At 67.7% G+C, this 23,381-nt stretch carries 16 protein-coding genes, 1 tRNA gene and 1 pseudogene; 15 read left to right on the forward strand and 3 right to left on the reverse strand.

Going from position 1 to position 23,381, the window contains the following annotated elements:
• Positions 1–29 precede the first annotated feature (29 nt).
• From AB0I28_RS10560 to clpX, 5 genes are all read left to right on the forward strand, one after another.
• A tRNA-Pro gene (locus AB0I28_RS10560) sits at positions 30–106 on the forward strand.
• Between the two features lie 159 nt (positions 107–265).
• A complete protein-coding gene (gene tig, locus AB0I28_RS10565; protein WP_357491748.1) occupies positions 266–1,684 on the forward strand; it encodes a trigger factor in 1,419 nt (472 codons plus the stop codon).
• Between the two features lie 322 nt (positions 1,685–2,006).
• Positions 2,007–2,624, forward strand: a complete 618-nt coding sequence (locus AB0I28_RS10570) for an ATP-dependent Clp protease proteolytic subunit (protein ID WP_357491750.1) — start codon at positions 2,007–2,009, stop codon at positions 2,622–2,624.
• A 59-nt stretch (positions 2,625–2,683) separates the two neighbouring features.
• Positions 2,684–3,322 (forward strand): ATP-dependent Clp protease proteolytic subunit, encoded by a 639-nt coding sequence (locus AB0I28_RS10575; RefSeq protein WP_357491988.1) that lies wholly within the window; start codon positions 2,684–2,686, stop codon positions 3,320–3,322.
• Between the two features lie 149 nt (positions 3,323–3,471).
• Positions 3,472–4,764, forward strand: coding sequence for an ATP-dependent Clp protease ATP-binding subunit ClpX (gene clpX / locus AB0I28_RS10580; protein WP_357491752.1), 1,293 nt, complete (start codon positions 3,472–3,474; stop codon positions 4,762–4,764).
• A gap of 104 nt (positions 4,765–4,868) precedes the next feature.
• Here the strand turns inward: clpX and AB0I28_RS10585 are convergent, their stop codons facing one another.
• Positions 4,869–5,717, reverse strand: coding sequence for a GNAT family N-acetyltransferase (locus AB0I28_RS10585; RefSeq protein ID WP_357491754.1), 849 nt, complete (start codon positions 5,715–5,717; stop codon positions 4,869–4,871).
• 90 nt (positions 5,718–5,807) lie between these two features.
• Between AB0I28_RS10585 and AB0I28_RS10590 the strand changes: the two genes are divergently transcribed.
• From AB0I28_RS10590 to AB0I28_RS10630, 9 genes and pseudogenes are all read left to right on the forward strand, one after another.
• Complete coding sequence (locus AB0I28_RS10590; RefSeq protein WP_357491756.1) at positions 5,808–6,707, forward strand: tetratricopeptide repeat protein; 900 nt, start codon at positions 5,808–5,810, stop codon at positions 6,705–6,707.
• Positions 6,708–6,712: 5 nt separating this feature from the next.
• Positions 6,713–7,597, forward strand: a pseudogene (locus AB0I28_RS10595) (arginase family protein); the annotation flags it as partial.
• A gap of 108 nt (positions 7,598–7,705) precedes the next feature.
• On the forward strand, positions 7,706–12,580 hold the full coding sequence (locus tag AB0I28_RS10600) for an NAD-glutamate dehydrogenase (RefSeq protein ID WP_357491758.1): 4,875 nt from the start codon (positions 7,706–7,708) through the stop codon (positions 12,578–12,580).
• Positions 12,581–12,966: 386 nt separating this feature from the next.
• Positions 12,967–14,025, forward strand: a complete 1,059-nt coding sequence (locus AB0I28_RS10605; protein WP_357491760.1) for an N-acetylmuramoyl-L-alanine amidase — start codon at positions 12,967–12,969, stop codon at positions 14,023–14,025.
• Positions 14,026–14,171: 146 nt separating this feature from the next.
• On the forward strand, positions 14,172–15,242 hold the full coding sequence (locus tag AB0I28_RS10610; RefSeq protein WP_357491762.1) for a glycerophosphodiester phosphodiesterase family protein: 1,071 nt from the start codon (positions 14,172–14,174) through the stop codon (positions 15,240–15,242).
• Between the two features lie 293 nt (positions 15,243–15,535).
• Entirely contained in the window at positions 15,536–16,405 is an 870-nt protein-coding gene (locus AB0I28_RS10615) for an SCO2525 family SAM-dependent methyltransferase (protein ID WP_357491764.1), read from the forward strand.
• Between the two features lie 18 nt (positions 16,406–16,423).
• Positions 16,424–18,271: an SCO2524 family protein gene (locus tag AB0I28_RS10620; RefSeq protein ID WP_357491766.1), complete on the forward strand. Its 1,848-nt coding sequence runs from the start codon at positions 16,424–16,426 to the stop codon at positions 18,269–18,271.
• A 3-nt stretch (positions 18,272–18,274) separates the two neighbouring features.
• A complete protein-coding gene (locus AB0I28_RS10625; RefSeq protein ID WP_357491768.1) occupies positions 18,275–19,186 on the forward strand; it encodes an SCO2523 family variant P-loop protein in 912 nt (303 codons plus the stop codon).
• Positions 19,183–20,160 carry an SCO2522 family protein gene (locus AB0I28_RS10630; protein WP_357491770.1) on the forward strand — a complete coding sequence of 326 codons (978 nt, stop codon included), beginning with the start codon at positions 19,183–19,185 and terminating at the stop codon, positions 20,158–20,160. Before AB0I28_RS10625 ends, AB0I28_RS10630 begins: the two co-directional genes overlap by 4 nt.
• A gap of 6 nt (positions 20,161–20,166) precedes the next feature.
• Here AB0I28_RS10630 and AB0I28_RS10635 read toward each other — a convergent pair whose 3' ends face one another.
• Positions 20,167–21,129 (reverse strand): DUF6879 family protein, encoded by a 963-nt coding sequence (locus AB0I28_RS10635; RefSeq protein ID WP_357491771.1) that lies wholly within the window; start codon positions 21,127–21,129, stop codon positions 20,167–20,169.
• A gap of 7 nt (positions 21,130–21,136) precedes the next feature.
• The gene (locus AB0I28_RS10640; RefSeq protein ID WP_357491773.1) at positions 21,137–22,084 is read right to left on the reverse strand and encodes an SCO2521 family protein; all 948 of its coding nucleotides are present in this window, start codon (positions 22,082–22,084) and stop codon (positions 21,137–21,139) included.
• Positions 22,085–22,273: 189 nt separating this feature from the next.
• On the opposite strand from AB0I28_RS10640, the gene AB0I28_RS10645 reads away from it, so the two are divergent.
• Positions 22,274–23,374 carry an FAD-dependent oxidoreductase gene (locus AB0I28_RS10645; protein ID WP_357491775.1) on the forward strand — a complete coding sequence of 367 codons (1,101 nt, stop codon included), beginning with the start codon at positions 22,274–22,276 and terminating at the stop codon, positions 23,372–23,374.
• The last annotated feature ends 7 nt before the right edge of the window (positions 23,375–23,381 follow it).

Raw genomic sequence — 23,381 nt, forward strand, 5'->3', positions numbered from 1 at the left:
GGACGCAAAGCCCGTGCCTCGCACGGTTTCGGGACGTGGCGCAGCTTGGTAGCGCACCCGCTTTGGGAGCGGGGGGTCGCAGGTTCAAATCCTGTCGTCCCGACCATTCACCCGGCCGACGCCGACCTCACAGGTGGCATCGGTCATGCTCCATGGGGAGTCCTTTTTCCGTGGCCTAGACTCGGGCGGGGCCCGCATGCTCCCTCGACGACACCGCATGCCACGCACAACACTCACCAATGCCACGTACCAAGGAGTCACGCCTGTGAAGAGCACCGTTGAAACCCTGAGCGAAACTCGGGTTCGACTCAACGTCGAGGTGCCTTTTGAGGAGCTTGAGCCGCAGCTGCGTCAGGCGTACAAGAAGATCGGTGCCCAGGTCCGCATCCCCGGCTTCCGGCCCGGGAAGGCGCCGGCGCGGATCATCGACCAGCGTGTCGGGCGCGGTGCGGTGCTCGCCGAGGCGATCGACGCGGCTCTCCCCGAGCAGTACGTCGCCGCGATCAACGAGCACGACATCAAGGCCCTCGGCCGGCCCACCATCGAACCGGGCGACATCGAGGACGGCCAGCCGCTGACCTTCACCGCCGAGGTCGACGTGGTCCCCTCCTTCGAACTCCCCGACCTGAGCACGCTGACGATCACCGTCGACGAGCTCAACGTCGAGGACTCCGAGGTCGACGAGCAGCTGGAGAGCCTCCGCCTGCGCTTCGCGACCCTCAAGGGCGTCGAGCGCCCCGCCGCCGAAGGCGACTTCGTCTCCATCGACCTCAACGCCACCGTCGACGGCGAGGAGATCGAGGGCGGCTCGGCCACCGGCATCTCCCACGAGGTCGGCGCCGGCAATCTCCTCGACGGCCTCGACGAGGCCCTCGTCGGCATGAGCGCCGCCGAGACCAAGACCTTCGTCACCAAGCTCGTGGGCGGCGACCGCGCCGGCCAGGACGCCGACGTCGAGGTCACCGTCCGCAGCGTGCGCGAGCGTGAGCTCCCCGAGCTGGACGACGAGTTCGCCACCCTCGCCAGCGAGCACGACACCATCGAGGAACTGCGCGCCGAACTGCGCGGCAACCTCACCACCCGCGCCGCGCAGGCCCGCGCCGAGCAGATCCGGGTCAAGGCCGCCGAGGTCCTCGTCGAGGCCGCCGGTGTTCCGACCCCCGAAGGCGTCGTCTCCGACGAGGTCGAGCACCGCAAGGGCCACCTCGTCGAGCAGATCCAGCAGCTCGACTCCACTCTCGAGGACTTCCTGGCCCGCCAGGACAAGACCGTCGAGCAGTTCGAGACCGAGCTCGCCGAGCAGGCCGGCATCGCGATCCGCAACCAGCTCGTCCTCGACAAGCTGGCCGACGCGGAGAACACCGAGGTCACCGACCAGGAGCTCACCTTCGCCGTGGTGCAGCAGGCGCAGCGCCAGGGCGTGCCGCAGGAGCAGCTCCAGCAGTACGCCGACCAGCTGATGCGCTCGGGCCAGCTGCGCAGCCTCGTCGCCGACCTGCGCCGCTCGAAGGCGCTGGAGTCGGTCATCGAGGCCGCCACCGTCACCGACACCGCGGGGTTCACCCTGGGCGAGGACGAGCTGTTCCCCGGCCGTCGTGAGGCCCGTGAGGCCGAGGCGGCGCAGGCCGCCCAGGCCGACGGCGACGACGAGGGCCAGGCCGACGGCGAGGACGACGGCAAGTAGCAGGCGCCACCGCGCGCTTCGACGGCGGCGGTCACCCGCGAGGGAGGCCGCCGCCGTCGGCGTTCGCCTCCGGCACGCCACCGCGGCGCGCCCGGGCTCGCGAACGGTTTTCGCGTGACCGCCCGCCCGGGCGGCCACCACGGTGTCACCCGGTACAGCCCGAGGAAACCCCGGCCGCGCGAGGCCTCTCGCGGGTTATATTCCGCTTCGCGGGTCTGCTGCGCTGACAGCGAACAAACGCCCGCCACGACCGGTTTTCGGGCCGTCACCGACTAGGGTCGCTGATGCGACAAGACTTCTACTACGGACCTGAGAGGGCGCAATGAGCGATCTGATCATCCCGAATGCGTCGATCGTCGCCCGCGCCGCCGAGACGGGCAGTCTCGACGACAGGGTGTTCGACCGGCTGCTCAAGGAGCGCATCATCTTCCTCGGCAGCGAGGTCAACGACGAGGTTGCCAACAGGCTCTGCGCCCAGTTGCTGCTGCTTGCCGCCGAGGACCCCGAGCGCGACATCCAGCTGTACATCAACTCGCCGGGTGGCTCCGTCTACGCGGGTATGGCCATCTACGACACGATGCAGTTCATCCCCAACGACGTCGCCACGCTCGCCATGGGCATGGCCGCCTCGATGGGGCAGCTGCTGCTGTGCGCCGGAGCGCCGGGCAAGCGGACCGCGCTTCCCCACACGCGGGTGATGATGCACCAGCCGTCGGGTGGCATCGGCGGAACGGCGTCCGATGTGGCCATCCTCGCCGAGCAGATGCTGTACACCAAGAAGATGTTCCAGGAGCGGGTAGCGCACCACACGGGGCGTACGGTCGAGGAGATCGAGACCGACTCCGACCGCGACCGCTGGTTCACCGCCGAAGAGGCCAAGGACTACGGATTCATCGACAGTGTCGTGACGGGTGCGGCGCAGCTGCCGTCGAACGGGTAAGGGATATAGACGTGTCAGAGATCTTCAGCCAGAGCAACCTGCACAGGGCCGTCACCGGTATCGCGGGAGCGCCCGCCGTGCAGAACCGGTACATCATCCCGTCGTACGTCGAGAAGACGTCCTACGGGGTGAAGGAGATGAACCCGTACAACAAGATGTTCGAGGACCGCATCATCTTCCTCGGATCTCCTGTCGACGACACCTCCGCCAACGACATCATGGCCCAGCTGATCGTGCTCGAGGGCAACGATCCCGACCGTGAGATCACGATGTACATCAACTCGCCCGGTGGCTCCATCACCGCGCTGATGGCCATCTACGACACGATGCAGTACGTCCGCCCCGACATCCGCACGGTCTGCATGGGCCAGGCGGCCAGCGCCGCCGCCGTCCTGCTCGCCGCCGGAACCCCGGGCAAGCGGATCGCCCTGCCGAACTCGCGGATCATCATCCACCAGCCGGCCACCGAGGGCACCTTCGGCCAGGCCTCCGACATGGAGATCCAGGCCCGCGAGATCCTCCGCATGCGCAAGCAGCTGGAGATCGTGCTCTCCCTGCACACCGGCAAGTCCCAGGAGCAGGTCCGCAAGGACATCGAGCGGGACAAGATCTTCACGGCCGAGGACGCCAAGGAGTACGGTCTGATCGACAGCGTGCTCACTTCGCGGAAGAAGAACGCGGTCGCATCGGCGAGCTAAGCTCATCCGCCGGGGCGATGAACTCCTTCGCCCCGGTGCGATGGCCGCAAATGCGGTCGATGGCTTGACGACCAGGTACGGTCAAACAGGAGCGGACAGGCGACGCCGGGCGAGCCCAGCCCGGTGCTTGAGACGGCAGGGAGACCCAGGTGGCACCTCGCATCGGAGAGAGCGAGCTACTGAAGTGCTCCTTCTGTGGCAAGTCCCAGAAGCAGGTCAAGAAACTCATCGCCGGACCCGGTGTCTACATCTGCGACGAGTGCATCGACCTATGTAACGAGATCATCGAGGAAGAGCTCGCCGAGGCCGGCGAGGTCAAGTGGGAGCAGCTGCCCAAGCCCAAGGAGATCGTGGAGTTCCTCGACCAGTACGTGGTCGGTCAGGATCACGCGAAGCGGTCCCTCGCGGTGGCGGTCTACAACCACTACAAGCGCGTCCAGGTCGAGGCCTCGTCCGCCCATCGCGGCGACTCGGGCGTCGAGCTGGCCAAGTCGAACATCATGATGATCGGCCCGACGGGCAGCGGCAAGACACACCTCGCCCAGACCCTCGCGCGGATGCTGAACGTCCCCTTCGCCATCGCCGACGCCACCGCGTTGACCGAGGCCGGGTACGTCGGCGAGGACGTGGAGAACATCCTCCTCAAGCTCATCCAGGCCGCCGACTACGACGTCAAGCGCGCCGAGACGGGCATCATCTACATCGACGAGATCGACAAGGCGGCCCGCAAGTCGGAGAACCCGTCGATAACTCGCGACGTGTCCGGTGAAGGCGTGCAGCAGGCGCTGCTGAAGATCCTCGAGGGCACCGTGGCCTCGGTCCCCCCGCAGGGCGGCCGCAAGCACCCCCACCAGGACTTCATCCAGATCGACACCACCAACGTGCTGTTCATCTGCGGTGGCGCCTTCGCGGGCCTCGACCAGATCATCGACCAGCGGATCGGCAAGCGCACCATCGGCTTCGCCGCGCAGCTGCGGACCGTCGACGACTCGTCATCCGACGACATCTTCGCCGACGTCATGCCCGAGGACCTGCTCAAGTTCGGGCTGATCCCGGAGTTCGTCGGCCGGCTGCCGATCATGACGACGGTCAAGAACCTCGACAAGGAGGCGATGATCCAGATCCTCACCGAGCCCCGCAACGCGCTGACCAAGCAGTACCAGCGCCTGTTCGAGCTCGACGGTGTGGAACTGGTCTTCGACGACGACGCCCTCGAACCGATCGCCGACCAGGCCATGCTCCGGGGCACCGGCGCTCGCGGCCTGCGCGCGATCATGGAGGAGGTCCTCCTCCCGGTGATGTACGAGGTGCCCAGCCGCGCCGAGGACGTCGCGAGGGTGGTCATCACCCGCGACGTGGTCCTCAAGAACGTCAACCCGACGATCGTGCCGCGCGACCGGATGGTCAAGCGCCCGCGCATCCGCCGGGACAAGTCCGCCTGAGGCGCCCTGGGGCACCTGGCGCCCGTGAGAGACACCGGCCGGGGCCGGTCCGCGAGAGCGGGCCGGCCCCGGCCTTCATCATCGGTGCGCCGGGGTTTCCCGCCTCAGCCGAAGGAGTAGTCGACCGCCTCGACGGCCGGTACGAACCCGATGCGGCGGTAGACGCCGTTGCTGGTCGGGTTGTCCTGGTCGGCGTACAGCATGCAGCGTTCGACCTCCTCCGTAGCGAGGAGGCCGGCGCACAGCCGCGACACCGACGCCGCCGCGTATCCCCGGCCGCGGTGCTCGTCGGGGGTGTAGACCGCCGTGATCCGCGAGACGCCCTCGACGGCGTCCAAGCGCAGGGCCATCGACACCGGTGTCCCCGCGTCCTCCCACAGCCACAACAGGCCGCGATCGACACGGCGGTCGACGATGTCCAGGCGCTCCCGGCGGGTGCGCCGGACCGGCCCGTTCACGTCGCGGGTGAAGGCCTCGAACCAGTCGGCGAGCAGCTCGCGGTCGGCCGGCACCGCCCGCCTCGCGTTCCCGGGGACGCCGTCGGGAATGAGCGGCTCGGTCAGCTCGTAGACCGTCCGTGAGGTGCCCCGGCGGGCCGGCGCGCCCATCCGGACGCTCCAGCGGGCGACGAAGCGCTCGACCGCGGCGCGGGGGCCGGTGATGCCCGGCAGATCCGGGCGCAGCTCGCACAGGGCGTCGGCGAGCGCGACGACGACCGGTTCGGGGAGGCCGGGCAGGCATAGTTTGTGCGGGGGAGTGAGCATGGCGACGCCGACGAGTTCGCCGTCGTCGAGGACGCTCAGCCACATGGCGTCGGCTTCGAGGTCGGTGAGCCCGTCGAGGCGGGCGCGGACGCCTGCGGCGATGACGTTGCCGGTCGCGGTGTCGCGCCGCAGGAACGGCAGCGCGCCGGCCGCGAACGCGGCCAGGTCGGGTTCGATCTGCACACGCATCCGCGCAGTCTTCCAGGCCCGCGCTCGGCGCGCCTTGCCGCGCACGGCCCGGACCACGGTCGACGCGCGGAAAGTGCAAGACTTAACGCCATGACGCAGCCCAACCTAGGTAACTCCATCTTCACCCGGGGAGCCGTCGACCTCTCCGGACTCGGTACGCCGCGGCCCGCGCCGCAGGCGTCCCCGCAGGCCGGCGCCTCCGCCGGTGGGGGAGTCGCCGTCATCGACGTCACCGAGGCGACCTTCCAGAGCGAGATCATCGACCGTTCGATGAGCACGCCGGTGGTCGTCCTGTTCTGGGTCGAGGGCGATCCCTCCTCGGCCGAGCTGGTACCGGTGCTCGAACGCCTCGCCGCCGAGGGCGGCGGACTGTGGACTCTGGCGAAGGTCGACGTCGACGGCGGGCAGCGGCTCGCCCAGGCGTTCGGTGTTCGCGCCGTCCCGACGGCCATTGCCATCGTCGGCGGCCAGCCTGTCAACGCCTTCGAGGGGCCGCAGCCCGAGCCGGGTCTGCGCCAGTGGATCGCCGAACTCCTCAACGCCGCCGGGGTCGACGCCCCGCAGGCCGAGGTCCCTCTCGACCCGCGCCTGGTCCAGGCCGAGGACAAGCTCGCCGAGGGCGACTACGACGCCGCCGAGGCCGCCTACCGCAAGTACCTCGGTGAGAACCCCGGCGACAGTGAGGCCGAGGCCGGCCTCGCGCAGGTCGGGCTGCTCCGCCGCACCGAGGGCGCCGACATCGAGGCCTCCCTCGCCGCGGCCGAGGCCGCGCCCGGCGACCTGGCGGCCCAGACGCTCGCCGCCGACCTCGAAGTGCTCACCGGCGAGGCCGCCGCGGCCTACGCGCGCCTCATCGCGCTCGTCTCGCGGACCAGCGGCGCCGAACGTGAAATCGTGCGCAAACACCTCGTCGAGCTCTTCGGACTCGCGGCTCCGGACGACCCGGCTGTCGCCAAGGCCCGCAGACAGCTCATGACAGTGCTTTTCTAGTACACATGAGACAGCTCGCCGTGCTCGATGCGCCGTCGAACCTCGGGCTGCGCCCACCGACCCAGACCGCCGTCCCCGGGTGCGCCAAGGCACCCGGGGCGCTGCGCGACCACGGGCTGGTCTCCCGCCTGTCCGCGCACGACGCGGGCTGTCTCACGGCCCCCCGCTACGACCCCGGCGACTGGAAGCCGGGCGACGGCGTCTGCCACGCAGCCGAGATCGCCTGGTACTCCCGGCGGCTCGCCGACCGCGTCAACGCCCTCCTGGACGCCGACTACCGGCCCCTTGTCCTCGGCGGCGACTGCTCGATCCTGCTCGGTACGGCCCTCGCCATGCGCCGGCGCGGCAAGCGCGACGACGCCCGCTACGGCCTGGTCTTCATCGACGGGCACTCCGACTACCGCCACCCCGGCAACTCGCCCTACGTCGGCGCGGCGGCCGGCGAGGACCTGGCGCTGGTGACCGGGCGCGGGCAGCCGGACCTGACCGACGTGGACGGGCTGCGGCCCTATGTGGCCGAGCCCGACGTCGCCGTGCTCGGCATCCGCGACTCCGACGCCCACCGCGTCGAGCTCACCGCCGCCGGCATCGCCTACCGGACCGTTCCGCAGCTGCGGGCGGCCGGCGCCAACCGGACGGTCGAGTGGGTCGGGGAGCAACTCACGCAGGTGGACGGGTTCTGGTTGCACGTGGATGTCGACGTCCTCGATCCGTCGGTCATGCCGGCCGTCGACGGACCCGACCCGGGCGGCATCGCGCACAGCGAACTGGAGCAGCTCGTACGCGAGCTGACCAGCGAGGACAGCTGCCTCGGGCTGGAGGTCACGGTGTTCGACCCGGACTACGACCCGGACGGCCAGCTGGCCGCGGACGTGGTTGACACCATTGTGCGGGCACTCACCTGATCGTCGGCCGAACCCCCCGACGTAGGCTCATGGACGGAGCGGTCCACAACGGTGTGGATCTTCACTCGGACTGGAGACCCGATGTTGCCGATGGTGTCAGACGACGAAGCCTCCGAAGGCAATCTGGACGACGAGGTTCCCAACAGGGAACGGCTTGTCGCCGACGCGGTGGCTTTGACCGAGGGCGATCCCGATCTCGCCGAACTGGTGCGGCTGTACTGGCGGCTGGTGCCCGACGAGGACCTCGTGGGCCGCGAACCGGCCGATCTGGTGGCGATCACGGTCCACCACCGGGAGCTGGCCGCACAGCGCCTGCCCGGTGAGGTGAAGCTCTCGGTCTCGGCGACCGAGCCCGGACCGCCCGAGGCGCTCTACGACGGCGCCCGAACCGTCATCGACCTCGTCACCGACGACATGCCCTTCCTCGTCGACTCGCTGACCGCGCTGTTCACCCGCAAGGACGTCGAGGTGCAGCTCCTCGTCCACCCGCAGGTGAAGGTCAAGCGCCAGGTCATGGGCGCCATGGAGAACGTTCCGGTCGACTCCGACCCCGCGGGAGTCGCCGAGAGCTGGATGCACATCGAGATCGAGCGCCAGCGCGAGACCGGCGACGTCGAGGCCCTCCACAACGACATCCTGAGCGTCCTCACCGACGTCCGCGAGGTCGTCGAGGACTGGCAGAAGATGCGCGACCAGGCCCTGGGCCTCGCCGACGAGCTCAGCCGCGGCGAGCGCCGCCCGCCGGTCCCCGACAAGGACGTCACCGACGCCGTCGACCTGCTGCGCTGGCTCACCGACGACCACTTCACCTTCCTGGGGTACCGCGAGTACCGCCTCCAGGACCGCGAGGACGGCCCGGCCCTGTGCGCGGTCATGGGCACCGGTCTGGGCATCCTGCGCCAGGACCAGGTGGCCCCGAAGGCACTGGCGTCGATGGCGCCCGAGGCCTACGAGAAGGTCCTCGAGAAGCGCCTGCTGATCATCACGAAGGCGAACTCGAAGTCGACGGTGCACCGCAACGCCTACCTCGACTACATCGGGTTCAAGGTCTTCGACGACGAGGGCCGGGCCATCGGGGAGCGCCGCTTCCTCGGCCTGTTCACCTCGGCGGCCTACCTGCACTCGGTGCGGGAGCTGCCGGTCGTGCGCCGCAAGGTCGCCGAGGTCCTCCAGCGTTCCGGGCTGGCCGCGACGGGTCACTCGGGCAAGGACCTCCTCGCCACGATGGAGACCTACCCGCGCGACGACCTGTTCCAGATCAGCACCGACGAGCTGTACCAGACCGTCATGGGCGTGCTGCGCCTGGCGGGGCGGCGGCGCCTGCGGCTGTTCCTGCGCCGTGACGCCTACGGCCGCTTCATCTCGTGCCTGGTCTACCTGCCGCGCGACCACTTCAACACCGACAACCGGCTGCGCATCGAGAAGATCCTCAAGGAGCGCCTCAACAGCGTCGGCGTGGACTACACGACGCGCGTGGGCGACTCGCCGCTGGCGCGCATCCACTACATCATCCACACCGACCCGAAGCGGCCGCTGGGCGAAGTCAACGTCGAGGCGGTCCAGGACGAGCTGACCCAGGCGACGCGTTCGTGGGACGCCGACTTCAGTCTGCTGCTCGACCGCAAACTCGGCGAGGAACAGGCGCACGACCTGTACCAGCGCTACCGGCGGGCCTACTCGCCGACGTACAAGGACGAGCACACGCCCTTCGAGGCGGCCAAGGACATCGCCAAGCTGGAGTTGCTCGACGAGCCCGGCGAGCTGGCGCTGCACCTGTTCCGCCACCGCAAGCGCGACGACGACGTGCGCTTCAAGGTGTTCCGCTACGGCGAGCCGATGATGCTGTCGGCGGTGCTGCCGGTGCTGCACTCCCTGGGCGTGCAGGTCGCCGACGAGCGGCCCTACGAGATCAACCGCGAAGACGACGTCATCTACGTCTACAACTTCGGTCTCAAGCTGCCCGCCGACGTCGAGATCCAGGTCCCGCAGGTGCGGGCGAAGGTCGAGAACGCGTTCTCGGCGGCCTGGCGCGGCGAGTCGGAGGTCGACGGCTTCAACGAGCTGGTGCTGCGCGCCAACATGACCTGGCGGGAGGTGGTGATCCTGCGGGCCTACGCGAAGTACCTGCGCCAGGCCGGGAGCATCCACTCGCAGCGGTTCATGTGGGAGACCTTCCGCAACCACCCGAAGATCGCCGCCTCGCTCGTCGAGCTGTTCCAGACCCGCTTCGACCCCGAGCTCCAGCTGACCGCGCAGGCGCGCGAGGAGGCCGCCGGGGCGATCGCCGAGCACATCCGCGGCGAGCTCGACCAGGTCGCCAGCCTCGACGCCGACCGCATCATGCGCGCGTTCCTGCTGCTGATCGAGTCGACGCTGCGGACCTCGTTCTTCCAGCGCGGCAACGGGCGGCCCAAGCCGTACGTGTCGTTCAAGCTCGACCCGCAGAACCTCGCCGAGCTGCTGCCTGCGCCGCGGCCGAAGTACGAGATCTTCGTGTACTCGCCGCGCTTCGAGGGCGTGCACCTGCGCTTCGGCGCGGTGGCCCGCGGCGGCCTGCGCTGGTCGGACCGCCGGGAGGACTTCCGCACCGAGGTGCTGGGCCTGGTCAAGGCGCAGATGGTGAAGAACTCGGTCATCGTGCCGGTCGGCGCCAAGGGCGGCTTCGTGCTGAAGGACCCGCCCGTCGAGCGCGACGCGCTGTTCAACGAGGGCGTGTCCTGCTACAAGGCCTTCATCTCGGCGCTGCTGGACATCACCGACAACCTCGACCCCTCCGGCAAGGTCGTCCCGCCGGTGGAGGTCGTCCGCCACGACGGCGACGACCCGTACCTGGTGGTGGCCGCCGACAAGGGGACCGCGACCTTCTCCGACATCGCCAACGAGATCGCGATGTCCTACGGGTTCTGGCTCGGTGACGCCTTCGCCTCGGGCGGCTCGGCCGGCTACGACCACAAGAAGATGGGCATCACCGCCCGCGGTGCGTGGGAGTCGGTCAAGCACCACTTCCGCGAGCTGGGCGTCGACACCCAGAGCGAGGACTTCACCGTCGTCGGCATCGGCGACATGGGCGGCGACGTCTTCGGCAACGGGATGCTGCTCAGTGGGCACATCCGCCTGGTCGCGGCCTTCAACCACATGCACATCTTCATCGACCCCGAGCCCGACGCGGCCCGGTCGTTCCCGGAGCGGCAGCGGCTGTTCGAGCTGCCGCGCTCGACGTGGGACGACTACGACAAGTCGCTGATCAGCGAGGGCGGCGGCGTGTGGTCGCGGGCGGACAAGTCCATCCCGCTGTCGCCGCAGGTCCGCCAGGCGCTCGGCCTGGCCGACTCGGTGACGCGGCTGGCCCCCAACGACCTGATCAACGCGATCCTCAAGGCGCCGGTCGACCTGCTGTGGAACGGCGGGATCGGGACCTACGTCAAGGCCGCTTCGGAGACCAATGCCGAGGTCGGCGACAAGACCAACGACACGCTGCGGGTCAACGGCGGCGAGCTGCGCTGCAAGGTCGTCGGCGAGGGCGGGAACCTGGGCCTGACCCAGCTGGGCCGCATCGAGTTCGCGCTCGGCGGCGGGCACATCGCCACCGACTTCATCGACAACTCCGCGGGTGTCGACTGCTCTGACCACGAGGTCAACATCAAGGTCCTGCTGTCGCGGGCGATCACCTCCGGTGAGCTGGATCCGGCCGACCGCGACGAACTGCTGGCCGAGATGACCGACGAGGTCGCCGAGCTGGTCCTGCGCGACAACTACGACCAGAGCAGGGCGCTGGGGGTGGCCGGCGCGCAGGCGCTGACGCTGCTGCCGGTGCACCGCAGGCTGCTGGCCTACCTGGAGAAGCACGCCGGTCTCGACCGCAAGCTCGAAGGGCTGCCGACCGACAAGGAGCTCAACCAGCGCACGGCCTCCGACCGCGGCCTGACCCGGCCGGAGTTCGCGGTGATGCTCTCCTACGTCAAGCTCGACCTGGAGAACGAGATCCTCGACTCCGCCCTGCCCGACGACGTCTGGACGAAGGCGGTGCTGACCGAGTACTTCCCGCACCCGCTGCGGGACCGGTTCGCGCGGATCATGCCCGAGCACCCGCTGCGCCGCGAGATCGTGACGACGGCGCTGGTCAACGAGGTCGTCAACCACGGCGGCACGTCCTTCATCTTCCGCATCATGGAGGAGACCGGAGCCTCGGCCGACGACGCGATCCGCGGCTACGCGATCATCCGGAAGGTCTTCGGCCTCTCGGAGCTGTGGACGGCCATCGAGGCCCTCGACAACGTCGTGCCGACCGACGCGCAGGTCGCCGGGCTGCTGGTGGTCCGCCGCCTGCTCGACCGGGGTGTGCGCTGGCTGGTGCAGAACCGGCGGGTGCCGCTCGACGTCGAGGCCGAGGTGAACCGCCTGAGCGAAGGCGTCGCGGCGCTCCTGCCGAAGATGCCGGAGCTGCTGCTCGGCTCCGAGCGCGAGGCCATGCACGGCTACGCGGCGAAGCTGGCGTCGACCGGTCTGCCGGAGGACCTGGCGGAGCGGCTGGCGTGCCTGATCTACGGTTTCGGCCTGATCGACGTCGTGGAGACGGCGACCCAGACCGAGCGGACCGGAGAGGAGGGCCTGGCCGAGGTCGCCGAGGTGTACTTCACCATCGCCGAGCGCTTCACCGCCGACAGCGTCCTCAACAAGATCTCCGACCTGCCCCGCGAGGACCGTTGGCAGACGCTGGCCCGCATGGCCCTGCGCTACGACCTGTACGCGGCGATCGCGGCCCTCACCTGCGAGGTGCTGACCTCGACGGACTCCGCGGAGTCCCCCGTCGAGCGGGTCGCGCACTGGGAGGAGCAGAACGCCTCGACGCTGGCACGGGTGCAGAACGCGATGGGCGAGTTCATCCACTCACGCGCCGACCTCGCGGCGCTGTCGGTGCTGCTGCGCCAGATCCGGACGCTCGTGCAGGCCTCGGCCTCCGGGAGCTGAGTTCTGACAGCACAAAGGGCCGGCGGCCGGGGGGCGCCGGCCCTTTGTGCTGTGCTCGCCTGGCCGGAGGCCGACGAAACCTCACGCCAGGTAGGGGCTCGGGCTGCGGCGCCTCCTCCGGCGCCGGGTCCCCGGCCGGGGTTACGTGTGAACTTGCGGGTGTCCGGCGTGGGTACTGCTTCGCCGCCGTTCCTAAAGTCCGCCTTAACCCTGAACATCCGTGTCCACCGGCTCCACCAGCCGACCCTCCACTGTGTCACCGCCCGGCGACCGAGGACATCTTCCCCGCTCAGGCAAGCGCATGGTAGGAAGACTCCTCAAGTGGCGAGCTTCCGGTAGGAAAGCTCCACCAAGCGGAGGTGCGTCGGATGTCCCCTGATCCATTAATGTCCCGCCGGAACATCTTCCGGGGGGCCGTGGTGCTCGGCGCCGCGGCCACGGTCGGAGGCTTCACCGTCACGACGGCCGGCGCGGCCGTGCCCAACCCGGGCATCGCGAGCTGCTCGACGTGGGGCGCCCGCTCGGCGAGCGGCCTCTCGCAGATCGCCACCGACGCCAACAAGATCATCATTCACCACACGGCGACGGCGAACCAGGCCGACGTCACCCAGGCCGCGGCCTACCGGCTGGCGCGGTCGATCCAGAACTACCACATGGACTCGCAGGGCTGGGCCGACACCGGACAGCACTTCACGGTCAGCCGCGGCGGGTACGCCATGGAGGGCCGCCACTACAGCCTCTCGCACCTGAGCAGCGGCAACGGCATGGTCGTCGGCGCGCACTGCCCCGGCCAGAACAGCCAGGGCATCGGCATCGAGAACGAGGGCACCTACACCTCGGCGACGCCGCCGGACGCGCTGTGGGCCAAGCTCGTCGACCTGTGCGCCTACATCTGCCAGCAGTACGGGATCGCGCCGACCAAGATCTACGGCCACCGCGACTACGTCTCCACCGCCTGCCCCGGCGACAAGCTGTACAGCATGCTGCCCACGCTGCGCACGGCCGTCGCCGCGAAGCTCAACGGCGGCGGGACACCGTCGTTCCAGGTCGTCATCGACAACGGAAGCGCCGGTTTCACCGCGGGGGCCAACTGGGCGGTGTCGACCTACTCGGCACAGCGCTACGGTTCGAACTACCACTACGCCGACCCGGCCGCCGTCTCCGACGGCGCCTACTACCGCGCGACCCTCCCGGCCGCCGCCGACTACAAGGTGGAGACCTGGTACCCCGGCGACGCCGGCTACAACGCCAGTACCCCCTTCGTGGTGTTCGCCAGTGGCGGCAACAAGACCGTCACGGTCAACCAGCAGTCGAACGGCGGCAAGTGGGTCGACCTGGGGACGCACGCCTTCGGGTCGGGCGCGCGGGACATCCTCGCGGTCAGCCGCTGGAGTTCCGGTGCGGGCTATGTGATCGCCGACGCGGTGCGGGTGACCCGCGTCTGATGGACTCGGTCCCGTCGGGCGCCGTCGCCAGGGCCCGGCGGGACCGGTTAGTCTGCTGTGGACGTTCTACTGCCGGACTCCGGCCGTTCGCCGGGGATTGGCACGGAACCGATTGGGTGGGCCCAAGTTCACTCCAGGAGGTATCCATGCGACGCCGCACTCTCGTCACCGGAACCCTGTCCGCGGCGGCGGCCATCGTCGTCACCGGCACCGGTTCCCCCGCCCAGGCCGAGGAGAAGTCCTTGAGCAACGGCCGCCGGCCAAGGCACCGGGTCCAGATCGTCGGCCACCGCGGCTCCTGCGGTTACCGGCCCGAGCACACTCTGGAGTCGTACCGCCTGTCGATCGCCCAGGGCGTCGACATCATCGAACCCGACCTCGTGCCGACCAGCGACGGGGTCCTCGTCGCCCGTCACGAGAGCGAGATCGGCGGCACCACCGACGTCTCGGCCCGGCCCGAGTTCGCCGGCCGCCGGACCACCAAGGTCATCGACGGCCGCAACGTCACCGGCTGGTTCACCGAGGACTTCACCCTCGCCGAGATCAAGTCGCTGCGCGCCAAGGAGCGCCTGCCGCAGCTGCGCCCGGCCAACACCGCCTACGACGGGCTCTACGAGGTCCCGACCTTCGACGAGATCGTGAAGCTGCTGCTCGCCGAGCGCCGCCGCACCGGCCGCGACATCGGGATGTACCCCGAGACGAAGCACCCGACCTACTTCCGCTCGATCGGCCTGCCCCTTGAGGACACGCTCGTGCGGACCCTGCGCAAGAACCGGCTCGACGGCCGCCGGTCTAACGTCCTCCTCCAGTCCTTCGAGCAGGACAGCCTCCAGCGGCTGGCGCGCAAGGTCGACAACCGCCTGCACTGGGCGACCGAGACCACGCCCACCCCCGAGATCCTCGACGCCTACGCCGAATGGGGGCACGGCATCAACTTCACCAAGAACCTGATCATCCCCCGTGACGCCGCCGGCAATCTCGGCGCGCCGACCACGGTGGTCGCCGACGCCCAGGAGCGCGGACTGAAGGTCCACGCCTGGACCTTCCGCAGCGAGAACAACTTCCTGCCCACCGATCTGCGGATCGGCACCGATCCCGCGGCCTGGGGCGACTACCGCGCCGAGTACGACGCCTTCCTCGCCACCGGCATCGACGGCCTCTTCACCGACTTCCCCGACAAGGCCATCGAAGCGCGCGACGCGGCTTGCGAGGACTGAGGGCCGGGCACGACGGCACCGGGCTCGCCCGGTGCCGTCGGACAAAGGAAATCTCCGGCTCGTCGGCCGTTCCGTGCGAGCCGCAGATTGTCAGAAGTCCGACACGAGGTCCCCGAGCGCATGCCTTGTCCCTGGCAACGGCGGACGAAGTTGCGGGAACCGGTTAGCGCAGCTCAGTGGTGCCGACAAGACACTCGCACGGGCCGAACGCGCGCCGCTGTCTACTAAGGGTGGGCGGAGTTGGGCGCAAACTGCCAACTAACGCAACTCGCGATCGTCTACGGTACTAGAGCATGAATCCCTTACAGCATGATTCCAGCGAGAATGAGTTCGACCCGACGAGAAGCGCCGGGGAGGACCGTCACGTATTCAACGAGGACTTTCCCTGGGACAGCTTTGACTCCGAGTGGTATCACGGCCTGAACTACGCCAGCCTCCGTTCGGATGACCGCGAGATCCTCTGCATCGTCCGCGACTTCTTCGCCGAGGCGTATGCACGGGACAAACCACCGACCGCATGGGGCGGCATAGATGTCGGCGCCGGCGCGAACCTTTACCCGTCTCTGTGCATGCTGCCGTTCTGTGAACGCATTCGGCTCCACGAGTTCTCCGTGACCAACGTCGCCTGGCTCAAGCAGGAGATCGGCGGAGGGTATCGGGCGAGCTGGGACCCCTTCTGGCGGGCTTTGACCGAACGCGAGGCGTACGCACGGGTCGCCGATCCGCGTGAGCGACTGCAGCGGGTCGCCGACGTCCGTCAGGACAGTGTCTTCCGGCTCCCGGATCGTGACGAGGGCGGTTCGAGGGACGTCTTCAACGGATTGGCCTCCCGTGCCTGGGACGTCGGCACCATGTTCTTCGGGGCTGAATCGATGACGACCGATCTCGAGGAGTTCAAGAAGGCGATGTGGCGCTTCATGCACGCCCTGCGCCCAGGCGCGCCATTCGCGGCGGCGTTCATGATGGACTCCAAGGGATACACCGTCGGCGAGGTCGAGTTTCCGGCCGTTGCGATCAAAGAGCACGATGTGACAGAGTGTCTGGATGGTCTCGCCTATGGGGTGGAAGTCAAGGTGACGGGCCTGGAAGCCACGTTGCGCAAGGGCTACGGCGGGATGATCGTCGCCACCGGGAGGGTCAGCGACGACGGCGGCAAGGCATGAGGGGGTAGGTGAGGCTCCATGAAGATCCAACCGCGTCGTAACGTGCTCGATCTGTGGAAAGCCGTGATCGGCGTCAGTTACCAGGACGGCAAGTGGAAGTGGGACGGTGAGCCGGGGCTCGATTCGGTCTCCGAGGCGCAGCAGTTGCTGTGCATCATGGGTCCTGCCGTGGACCTGTCGATGCTGCGGCTCGAACGTCCGAATGAGACGGATGCGGGCGTGCGCGCCGCCTTGCGGCCTTTAGGCAGCGCCGGCGAGATCCCAGTCGTCCTCACCGGGATCTTGACCGACTACCTCGTTCGGCACAGCGACGGCGACGGCAACCCGACGTTCGCTGGCGGAAGCTACTTCGTCCCGTTCAAAGACCCTTCCGCCCTGGTGAAGGACGAGCAGGAGTCCCTTGAGGTCACGGAGTCCTACGCGCTCTCGGTGACGCTCACTTTGGCGATGCTCGGTTTTGTGAAGACCTTTCGTGCAGAGGTGAAGAACAACCAGACGAAAGCCAGGCTCGACAAGCTTGAAGATCTCGCGAGTCGTCGGCTCACCGGCGCGATGATCGGGCTACTGCGCAGTTTCAGTGTCTTTGCGTTCGACGTCGACGATCCCGAGGGGATAGTCCGCATCGATACCCTCCGCCAGCGCGACAATGCCAGCAGCAGCGCCATCGCCAAGCGTTTGCGCAAGAGCATGGAGCCGATCGTCGCCGGCCTCGGCGACCTCAAAATCGGTTCCGGCCGCAACGCGGATCTGGAGGCGGCCGGTCGACTGTTCGAGTGCGGGTGGTCGTGGGGCGTGGTCAAAGACGCGCCCACCATCGACGGAGTCGAGCAATCGGGCCCGCAAGCGCCCGGACTCGCGCACAACGCGCCCTACCTGTACTTCACGACGGTCGCCCTCGACGGTGTCGCCGACCTGTTCTCATCCCGGACGCGCATTCTCGGTCTGCTGAACGACGACCAGGCCCGCTTGGCCAACGCCCTCCAACTGCGGTGGGACGTCACGCAGCGATATTGGGCGACGCTGGCCACCTTCGGCGAGCAGAGCTGGCTGCTCGAAGACCCGCCGTGGCGGACGACCGACGGAGTCGGCTCCGATTACTTCAGTCTCATGGTGTCGGCCATCTCCACCCGGGACATGGCCTCGCGTCGTGCGGCGGACTCCGAACTGAGCAGACTCGGCGGGGTGCTCTCCGAGCTCGCTAAGCGAAGTCGCATCACCCGTCGCCCCGACGACACCGCTCACCCCGCCATCGCGATGCACCACCCAGGGTTCCGCGCCGAACTTGACGGTAGCGACCTCGCCGGGGGCCCGGTGCTGAGCTGGACCAACGCCGACTTCTCCGCCGTGCTCCTCAAGCGCACGATCGGGATCGCGACCTATCTGCGCGACGTCGAGCAGCGCGCGAGTGTGCTGGACCTCGTCGACAGTCTGTGGGATCACCTGACAGACCGGCGCTTCGAGACCGGGCCGGCCGAGGGGCTGTGGGACGCGCCTGAGAACGTTTTCCCGGTAGAGGTCAGTCGAGAACCAGGGTATTCGTCCCCGTCATGGCAGCAGACCGTACGTGTGGCGGAAAGTCTTGTAGCGGCTGCGCGGCTCCTCGACGAGGACCCACCCTTCGACGAGGAGATCGCCCGAAGGGCCCGCTCGGCGCTCAGCGAAGCCGAGCACATCTACGACCAGGAGCTGTTGCGTCCCAGCGGGGAAAGCCTCGCTGCGACTCTGGATCTGATCAAGGCAAAACTCGCACACGCGCGCCGGATCCTCGACACTCGTCCATCGACGGCTTTGGCGCACGCGCAGACCACCCTGCTCGAACTCGATCAACTCGTGGCCGCCCGAGACGACGCCAAACAGCAGAGGTGACCGGTGCTGGTATTCGCGACTTCCGACAAGGGCGGCACCGGACGGTCGGTGACCAGCAGCAACATGCTCTACCGGCGTGCACTCCAAGGCAGCAACGTGGCCTATCTGGACTTCGACTTCGGCTCTCCGACCGCCGGAGCGATCTTCAACATCGAAGACTCCATGCGCGGGACGAGAAAGGGTGGGCTGCACAGGTACCTGCGCAGCGAGATCGCGCTGCCGACCAAACTGGACGTGTGGCGGGAGTCGGCACGGGGGAGCCTGCGCGGTAAACCGGATGGTGCGGGCAAGCTCACGCTCTTCCCCGGAGACGAGGGCGGTGGTGAGTTCATCAAATGGCACAAGGACATCGTCGGTCGCTGCGTCGAGTTGTTCTCGCGGCTCGAGGAGGAGTTCGCGATCTCGCTGGTCGATCTGAGCGCCGGCCGTTCCTTTGCCACCGACCTGGTTCTGGAGGCGACCTCACCCAAGAACCTTCCCAACATCACCTCACGCTGGCTGGTCTTCCACCGCTGGACCCGCCAGCACGTCTATGCGGCCAACGGTCTGGTGTACGGCGATCGCGGGATCATCGACTCAGGTGCCAAGCGGGGGCATGATCGAGAACAGCTGCGCCGCAACATCCGTTTCGTGCGAACTGCCGTGGTCGATCCTCGTGCACAGACGCAGGGCCTTCAGCCTCCGCAGATCGCGTGGCTCACCGACGTCAACGAGGATCTTCGGGAGCTGGCGGGGCAGCTTCGTATCGGCCGGATGAACATGCTCGGATCGGTTCCGCTCGACCCGGTACTCCAGTGGCGAGAGCAGTTGATCTCCGATACCGACACCATCACCCGGCAGATCGCCAATCCCGCGACGGTCGACGCTTTCGTGACGCTGGCCAAGAACCTCACGGAGAAGTGGACCGAGTTGTGAGCCCCGGAGAGGCGACGTTCACGGAGTACAGCGCCCAACCGAAGACCGCCTCCACGCCGCTGGCGCATCTGTCGATCGAGCTCGGCCATCTCTATGCCGAGGACATCCAAGCTGGTCCCGAACGCCTTCGCACGCATTTCAAGCGCGTGAAACCATGGCTGGCGGCCGCTGAGAACCAGGTTCGAGATGAGCTTGCGGGCCGGACGCCGCGGATCAGTACATGTTTCATGCTCGACGACTACTTCACGCCGCTCGATCCCCCGGCCAAGCTCATCCCACAGATCTTGGAAGCCGCGGAGGACAACGACGTACGTATCGACTACCTGGCGCACGAAGCGGGTTGCGCTCGCTCCGGCGAGATCTCGCCGGCGAAGCTGGTCGAGGCGCGATTGGTGGAGGACCCCACTCCAGGCACCAACGGCGGTTTCCGGCCGACGGTGAGCGAGGTGGGCTGGCTGTCCAATGGAAGCCGAAGCCCCACCGGTGCCGATGAGGCGATGCAGCAACCGGCCGACTGGGCGCCACCGCGTGAGAACGCGGTCATTCGCCATTCGGTCTTCCTCGATGTCGAACTATGGACCGGCACTCCCGCGAATAGGGAGTGGTCCTGTCCGTTTCTGGCGGCTGTGTGGCAGCTCCTGCGTCTCGGTTTACTCCGGGACAAGGGCGCCGCGGTGGTCCCACCGAGAGTGTGGACCCCGACGCCCTCCGACACCTGGTCTGAGGTTCCCACCGTCATCGAAGTCAACCCCAAGGCCCAGCCCTTCTCTGCGTATCGGACCTTTTCGATCCTTGACGCCCGCTTCCTGCACATAGAGCACGCCGTCCGCACGATCGTGGGACAGGTCGCCATCGAGGGCATCGTCGCCGAAATGGTCGCGGGCCGTGCGGCCGGTGAGAAACTCGCCCATCCCGGCGAGGCCGTCAACCGGATGGAGTATGTGTTCACCGGGCGGCCGTGGCCGCTGAGTTGAGCACGATCAGGCGGCCGTAGGCCCGGCGATCTCGCGACGGATGGGCACGGCGGCCTCCCAGAGCGCGTTGAACATCTCGATCCGTTTACCGACGCGCTCGGGCTTGAGCAGCAGGCGGGTGTTGACGATGACCGGACTCTCATCGCCGGTCTGCTGCGAGGCGGGTGTGGTCTCGTAACTCATCACCTGATCGAAGAGCACGAAGTCGATCAACGCGTCGTGCCGGGCGGGGTTGAGGATGCGGACCTCGATGCCGACGTCCAGTTGGCGCTGGCATATTTCGTGCAAGGTGTCCTCATCCGGGTTCTGTGGGTCCAGCACGTGAATGCGCCGGATGTGCACCCCACGGCCGATCGCTTTGGCCTGTTCGGAGATATAGCGGCGGCCGAGGTCGCTCAGCAGGAAATGGCGGCCGCCGACATCGACGGTGTGCAGCGAAATGGCGTTGATCGACGAACGGGAGCTCTCGGTCAGAGCCAGCAGCCAGTCTCGGTCCTCGCCCTCATAGGTGGTGTCCTTGTTGTGATTGATCTCGTCGAGGAAGGTGATCAACCTGTGGACCTCGACCACCGCCAGCCGGTACACGAGGCCGGGCACGGATTTTTCGATCTGAGTAGTGCTCCGGATCAGGTGGACGATCGTCTCGATGGGTAGCGCGCCGTTCTCCATCCTTTCGTACAATCCCGATGCCTCGTTTATCTTCGCAAATTCTGCGCGCATTATCTGATGACTGTTCACCGCCTCTGTTCGATAGGTGAACTCGACCGAGTCGAGTCTCCTTTCAACGTCCACTAAGAACTGGGTTACGAAGGCGGCCGAGCCGAGAAATATGGAGGCCATCCAAGATGATTCCCCGTTCTGCAGGATCAACTCGGTCAGGCCGAACCCGAGGGCGCCGATGACGGCGGTGACGAGCACTTTCCGCAAGATGGTGGACTTGTGCTTGCGTGGGGGCTCCGGAACGTCCATGTGCACCTCACATGGTCGGTCGCGTCCAGCTGTCGAGGCTCGAATCGCCGCTCGGTGAGGCGATCGTGGCGAGCATCAGCTGGTCGCGGATGCGGGCGATGAGGGTGTTCCACTGGCGGCTGAAGCCTGGTCGGCGCTCAAGGCTCTCCCACAGCTCGGACAGCGATGGATGCAGCCGGGCGGCGGGCATCCAAAGGTGCAGGATGTGGTCGATGAGGGGGCGCAGGCCTTTGATGACTCCGTCTCGCCCCTTGGAGCCGATGCCCACCTTTTCGACGAAGGCGAGCGTGGTGGTCAGCAGCCAGTCGTGGACGGCGATGTCCGCTGCCAGTTCGGCCAAGACGGCCGGCTCTTGGTTCCCGGCCGGAAATCGAGCGGTGCGGTGGTGCTCGGCATCGATACTGAACATGAGGCTGTTGTGCTGATCGCCCTCCACGGCAACCCAGCGCAGCCGGGTGCGTTCGGACTCGATGGGCTTGTCGCGATCGGTCTTGGCCTGGACGGCGTCGATGGTCCGGCCAGAGATCGAGCCGAGATCGATGATCGACTCGGTGCCCGCGATGGGATTGCGGAAGCCGTCGGCGAGCTGCTTGATGTCGGCCTTTCCCACCGCCTCGATGATCCCGGGCTGGGAGAGATAGTGCGACCAGGGCATTCGCCGTGTGTGGCGGCTTTTCACCACGTGTCCATAGGTCGATCCCTGAAGGATGCGTCCGCCGGTGAGGAGGGCTCTGGTGGTGACCGTGCCGATGCCGCGCACGTGGGCGCCCCCGGCGGTGGGGAGTGTGCAGTCGATTCCGGTCAGAAGTTCGGGCGAGGCCGCGTAGGCGATCGGACGTTCAGAAGTGCGTACCCGGTCGCCGATGACAAGATCGAGCAGTTCGCCGGCGCGATCGAGGTGCGCTGCTGCCGAATGCTGCAGGAGCGCGGTGTGGACCTCCCCGACAGTGATCACCCTTCGACGCCCTCCCGCTGGGTGGTGAAGAAGCTCAAGGTTACCTGGGCGTGCCCTGTTGTGGATACTGTCGGATATCGGCGACTGTACGCGCACGTGCTCGACGACCGTTCGAGAAATGATCTCGCATTCACCTGTCGCGGCCGGGGTTGCAACGTATTGAAGAGGCTGGAGCGCTATCGTTATTGAATGACGCCTTCAACGCCGACTGCGGCTGTGGTCATTGGTGCGGGCATTTCCGGCCTCACCACCGGAGTCGTGCTCGCTGAGGCGGACGTGAAGGTCAGGATCATTTCCGCCAGTCGCCCGGACCAGACCGATTCGGCTAAAGCCGGGGCGAGCTGGGGACCGTACATGGTCAGTCACGACAGGGTGACGGCGTGGAGCGCCGAGACGTACAAAGAGCTTGAAAAGATCGCCGGGCACCGCGGTTCCGGCATCCGTCTCCTGCCTGGAGTCGAGGCGTTCACAGAGGACGGCTACCGGGCGTGGAGCAGCCGCACGGCGGTTCCGCCCGCCTGGGCGACGCAGATCCCCTCCTTCGAGGAGCGGCGGCGCGGCGGTGACGAGCGTGGCCTGCCGCGAGGCTACTTCTATGGCTGGCACTACACGATCCCGATCGTGAACATGCCGGCCTACCTGGAGTACCTGACGCACCGGTTCAAGGCGGCGGGCGGCGACTTGATCACCGGCAGTGCGGTGGAGTCGTTCGATGGCGCACGTGAGTTGGCCGGTTTCTCCGATCGGGAGGCCGTGGTGGTGAACTGCTCCGGCCTCGGTTCGTACGAGCTGGTCCCGGATTCGACGATGGCGCCCACGATGGGCCAGCTGGTGATCGTGCGAAACCCGGGCATCGGTGAGTTTTTCCAGGACAACCCGGTGCCGGGCGAACTCGAATCCACGCACATCTTCCCCCAGGGCGACATCGTCGTCATCGGAGGGTGTGACCGCCTGTTCCAGCCTGGTGACCCCTGGATCGCCGCCGAGCCGGATCCGTTGATCCGCAAGAGGATTCTTGAGCGCGCCGAGGCGATCCGGCCCGAGTTGCGCGGTGTCGAGGTGCTCGCGGAGCGGGTGGGCTTGCGCCCGGTGCGGACCGACCAGGTCCGAGTGGAGTGGGATCGACGCCGTTCCCTGAGGCTCATTCACAACTACGGCCACGGCGGGGCCGGCGTGACGCTGTCCTGGGGTTGCGCTCTGAAGGTCGGCCGCCTCTTCGGAGTGCTGTCTCCCTCCGACGAGTCGGAGGCCGTCGGCATGCCGACTCTCGGCGGGGTCCTCGCCGGTTAGCGTGGCG

The organism is Phytomonospora sp. NPDC050363 (genome assembly GCF_040655735.1).
GTDB lineage: Bacteria > Actinomycetota > Actinomycetes > Mycobacteriales > Micromonosporaceae > Phytomonospora.

Bases quoted from the DNA above. Each gene is read 5' to 3' on its own strand.
- AB0I28_RS10590 (WP_357491756.1), top strand. From the start codon at position 5,808: ATGACGCAGCCCAACCTAGGTAACTCCATCTTCACCCGGGGAGCCGTC.
- AB0I28_RS10635 (WP_357491771.1), bottom strand. From the start codon at position 21,129: ATGGACGTTCCGGAGCCCCCACGCAAGCACAAGTCCACCATCTTGCGG.
- AB0I28_RS10645 (WP_357491775.1), top strand. From the start codon at position 22,274: ATGACGCCTTCAACGCCGACTGCGGCTGTGGTCATTGGTGCGGGCATT.
- AB0I28_RS10620 (WP_357491766.1), top strand. From the start codon at position 16,424: ATGAAGATCCAACCGCGTCGTAACGTGCTCGATCTGTGGAAAGCCGTG.
- AB0I28_RS10605 (WP_357491760.1), top strand. From the start codon at position 12,967: ATGTCCCGCCGGAACATCTTCCGGGGGGCCGTGGTGCTCGGCGCCGCG.
- AB0I28_RS10585 (WP_357491754.1), bottom strand. From the start codon at position 5,717: ATGCGTGTGCAGATCGAACCCGACCTGGCCGCGTTCGCGGCCGGCGCG.
- AB0I28_RS10610 (WP_357491762.1), top strand. From the start codon at position 14,172: ATGCGACGCCGCACTCTCGTCACCGGAACCCTGTCCGCGGCGGCGGCC.
- AB0I28_RS10570 (WP_357491750.1), top strand. From the start codon at position 2,007: ATGAGCGATCTGATCATCCCGAATGCGTCGATCGTCGCCCGCGCCGCC.
- AB0I28_RS10615 (WP_357491764.1), top strand. From the start codon at position 15,536: ATGAATCCCTTACAGCATGATTCCAGCGAGAATGAGTTCGACCCGACG.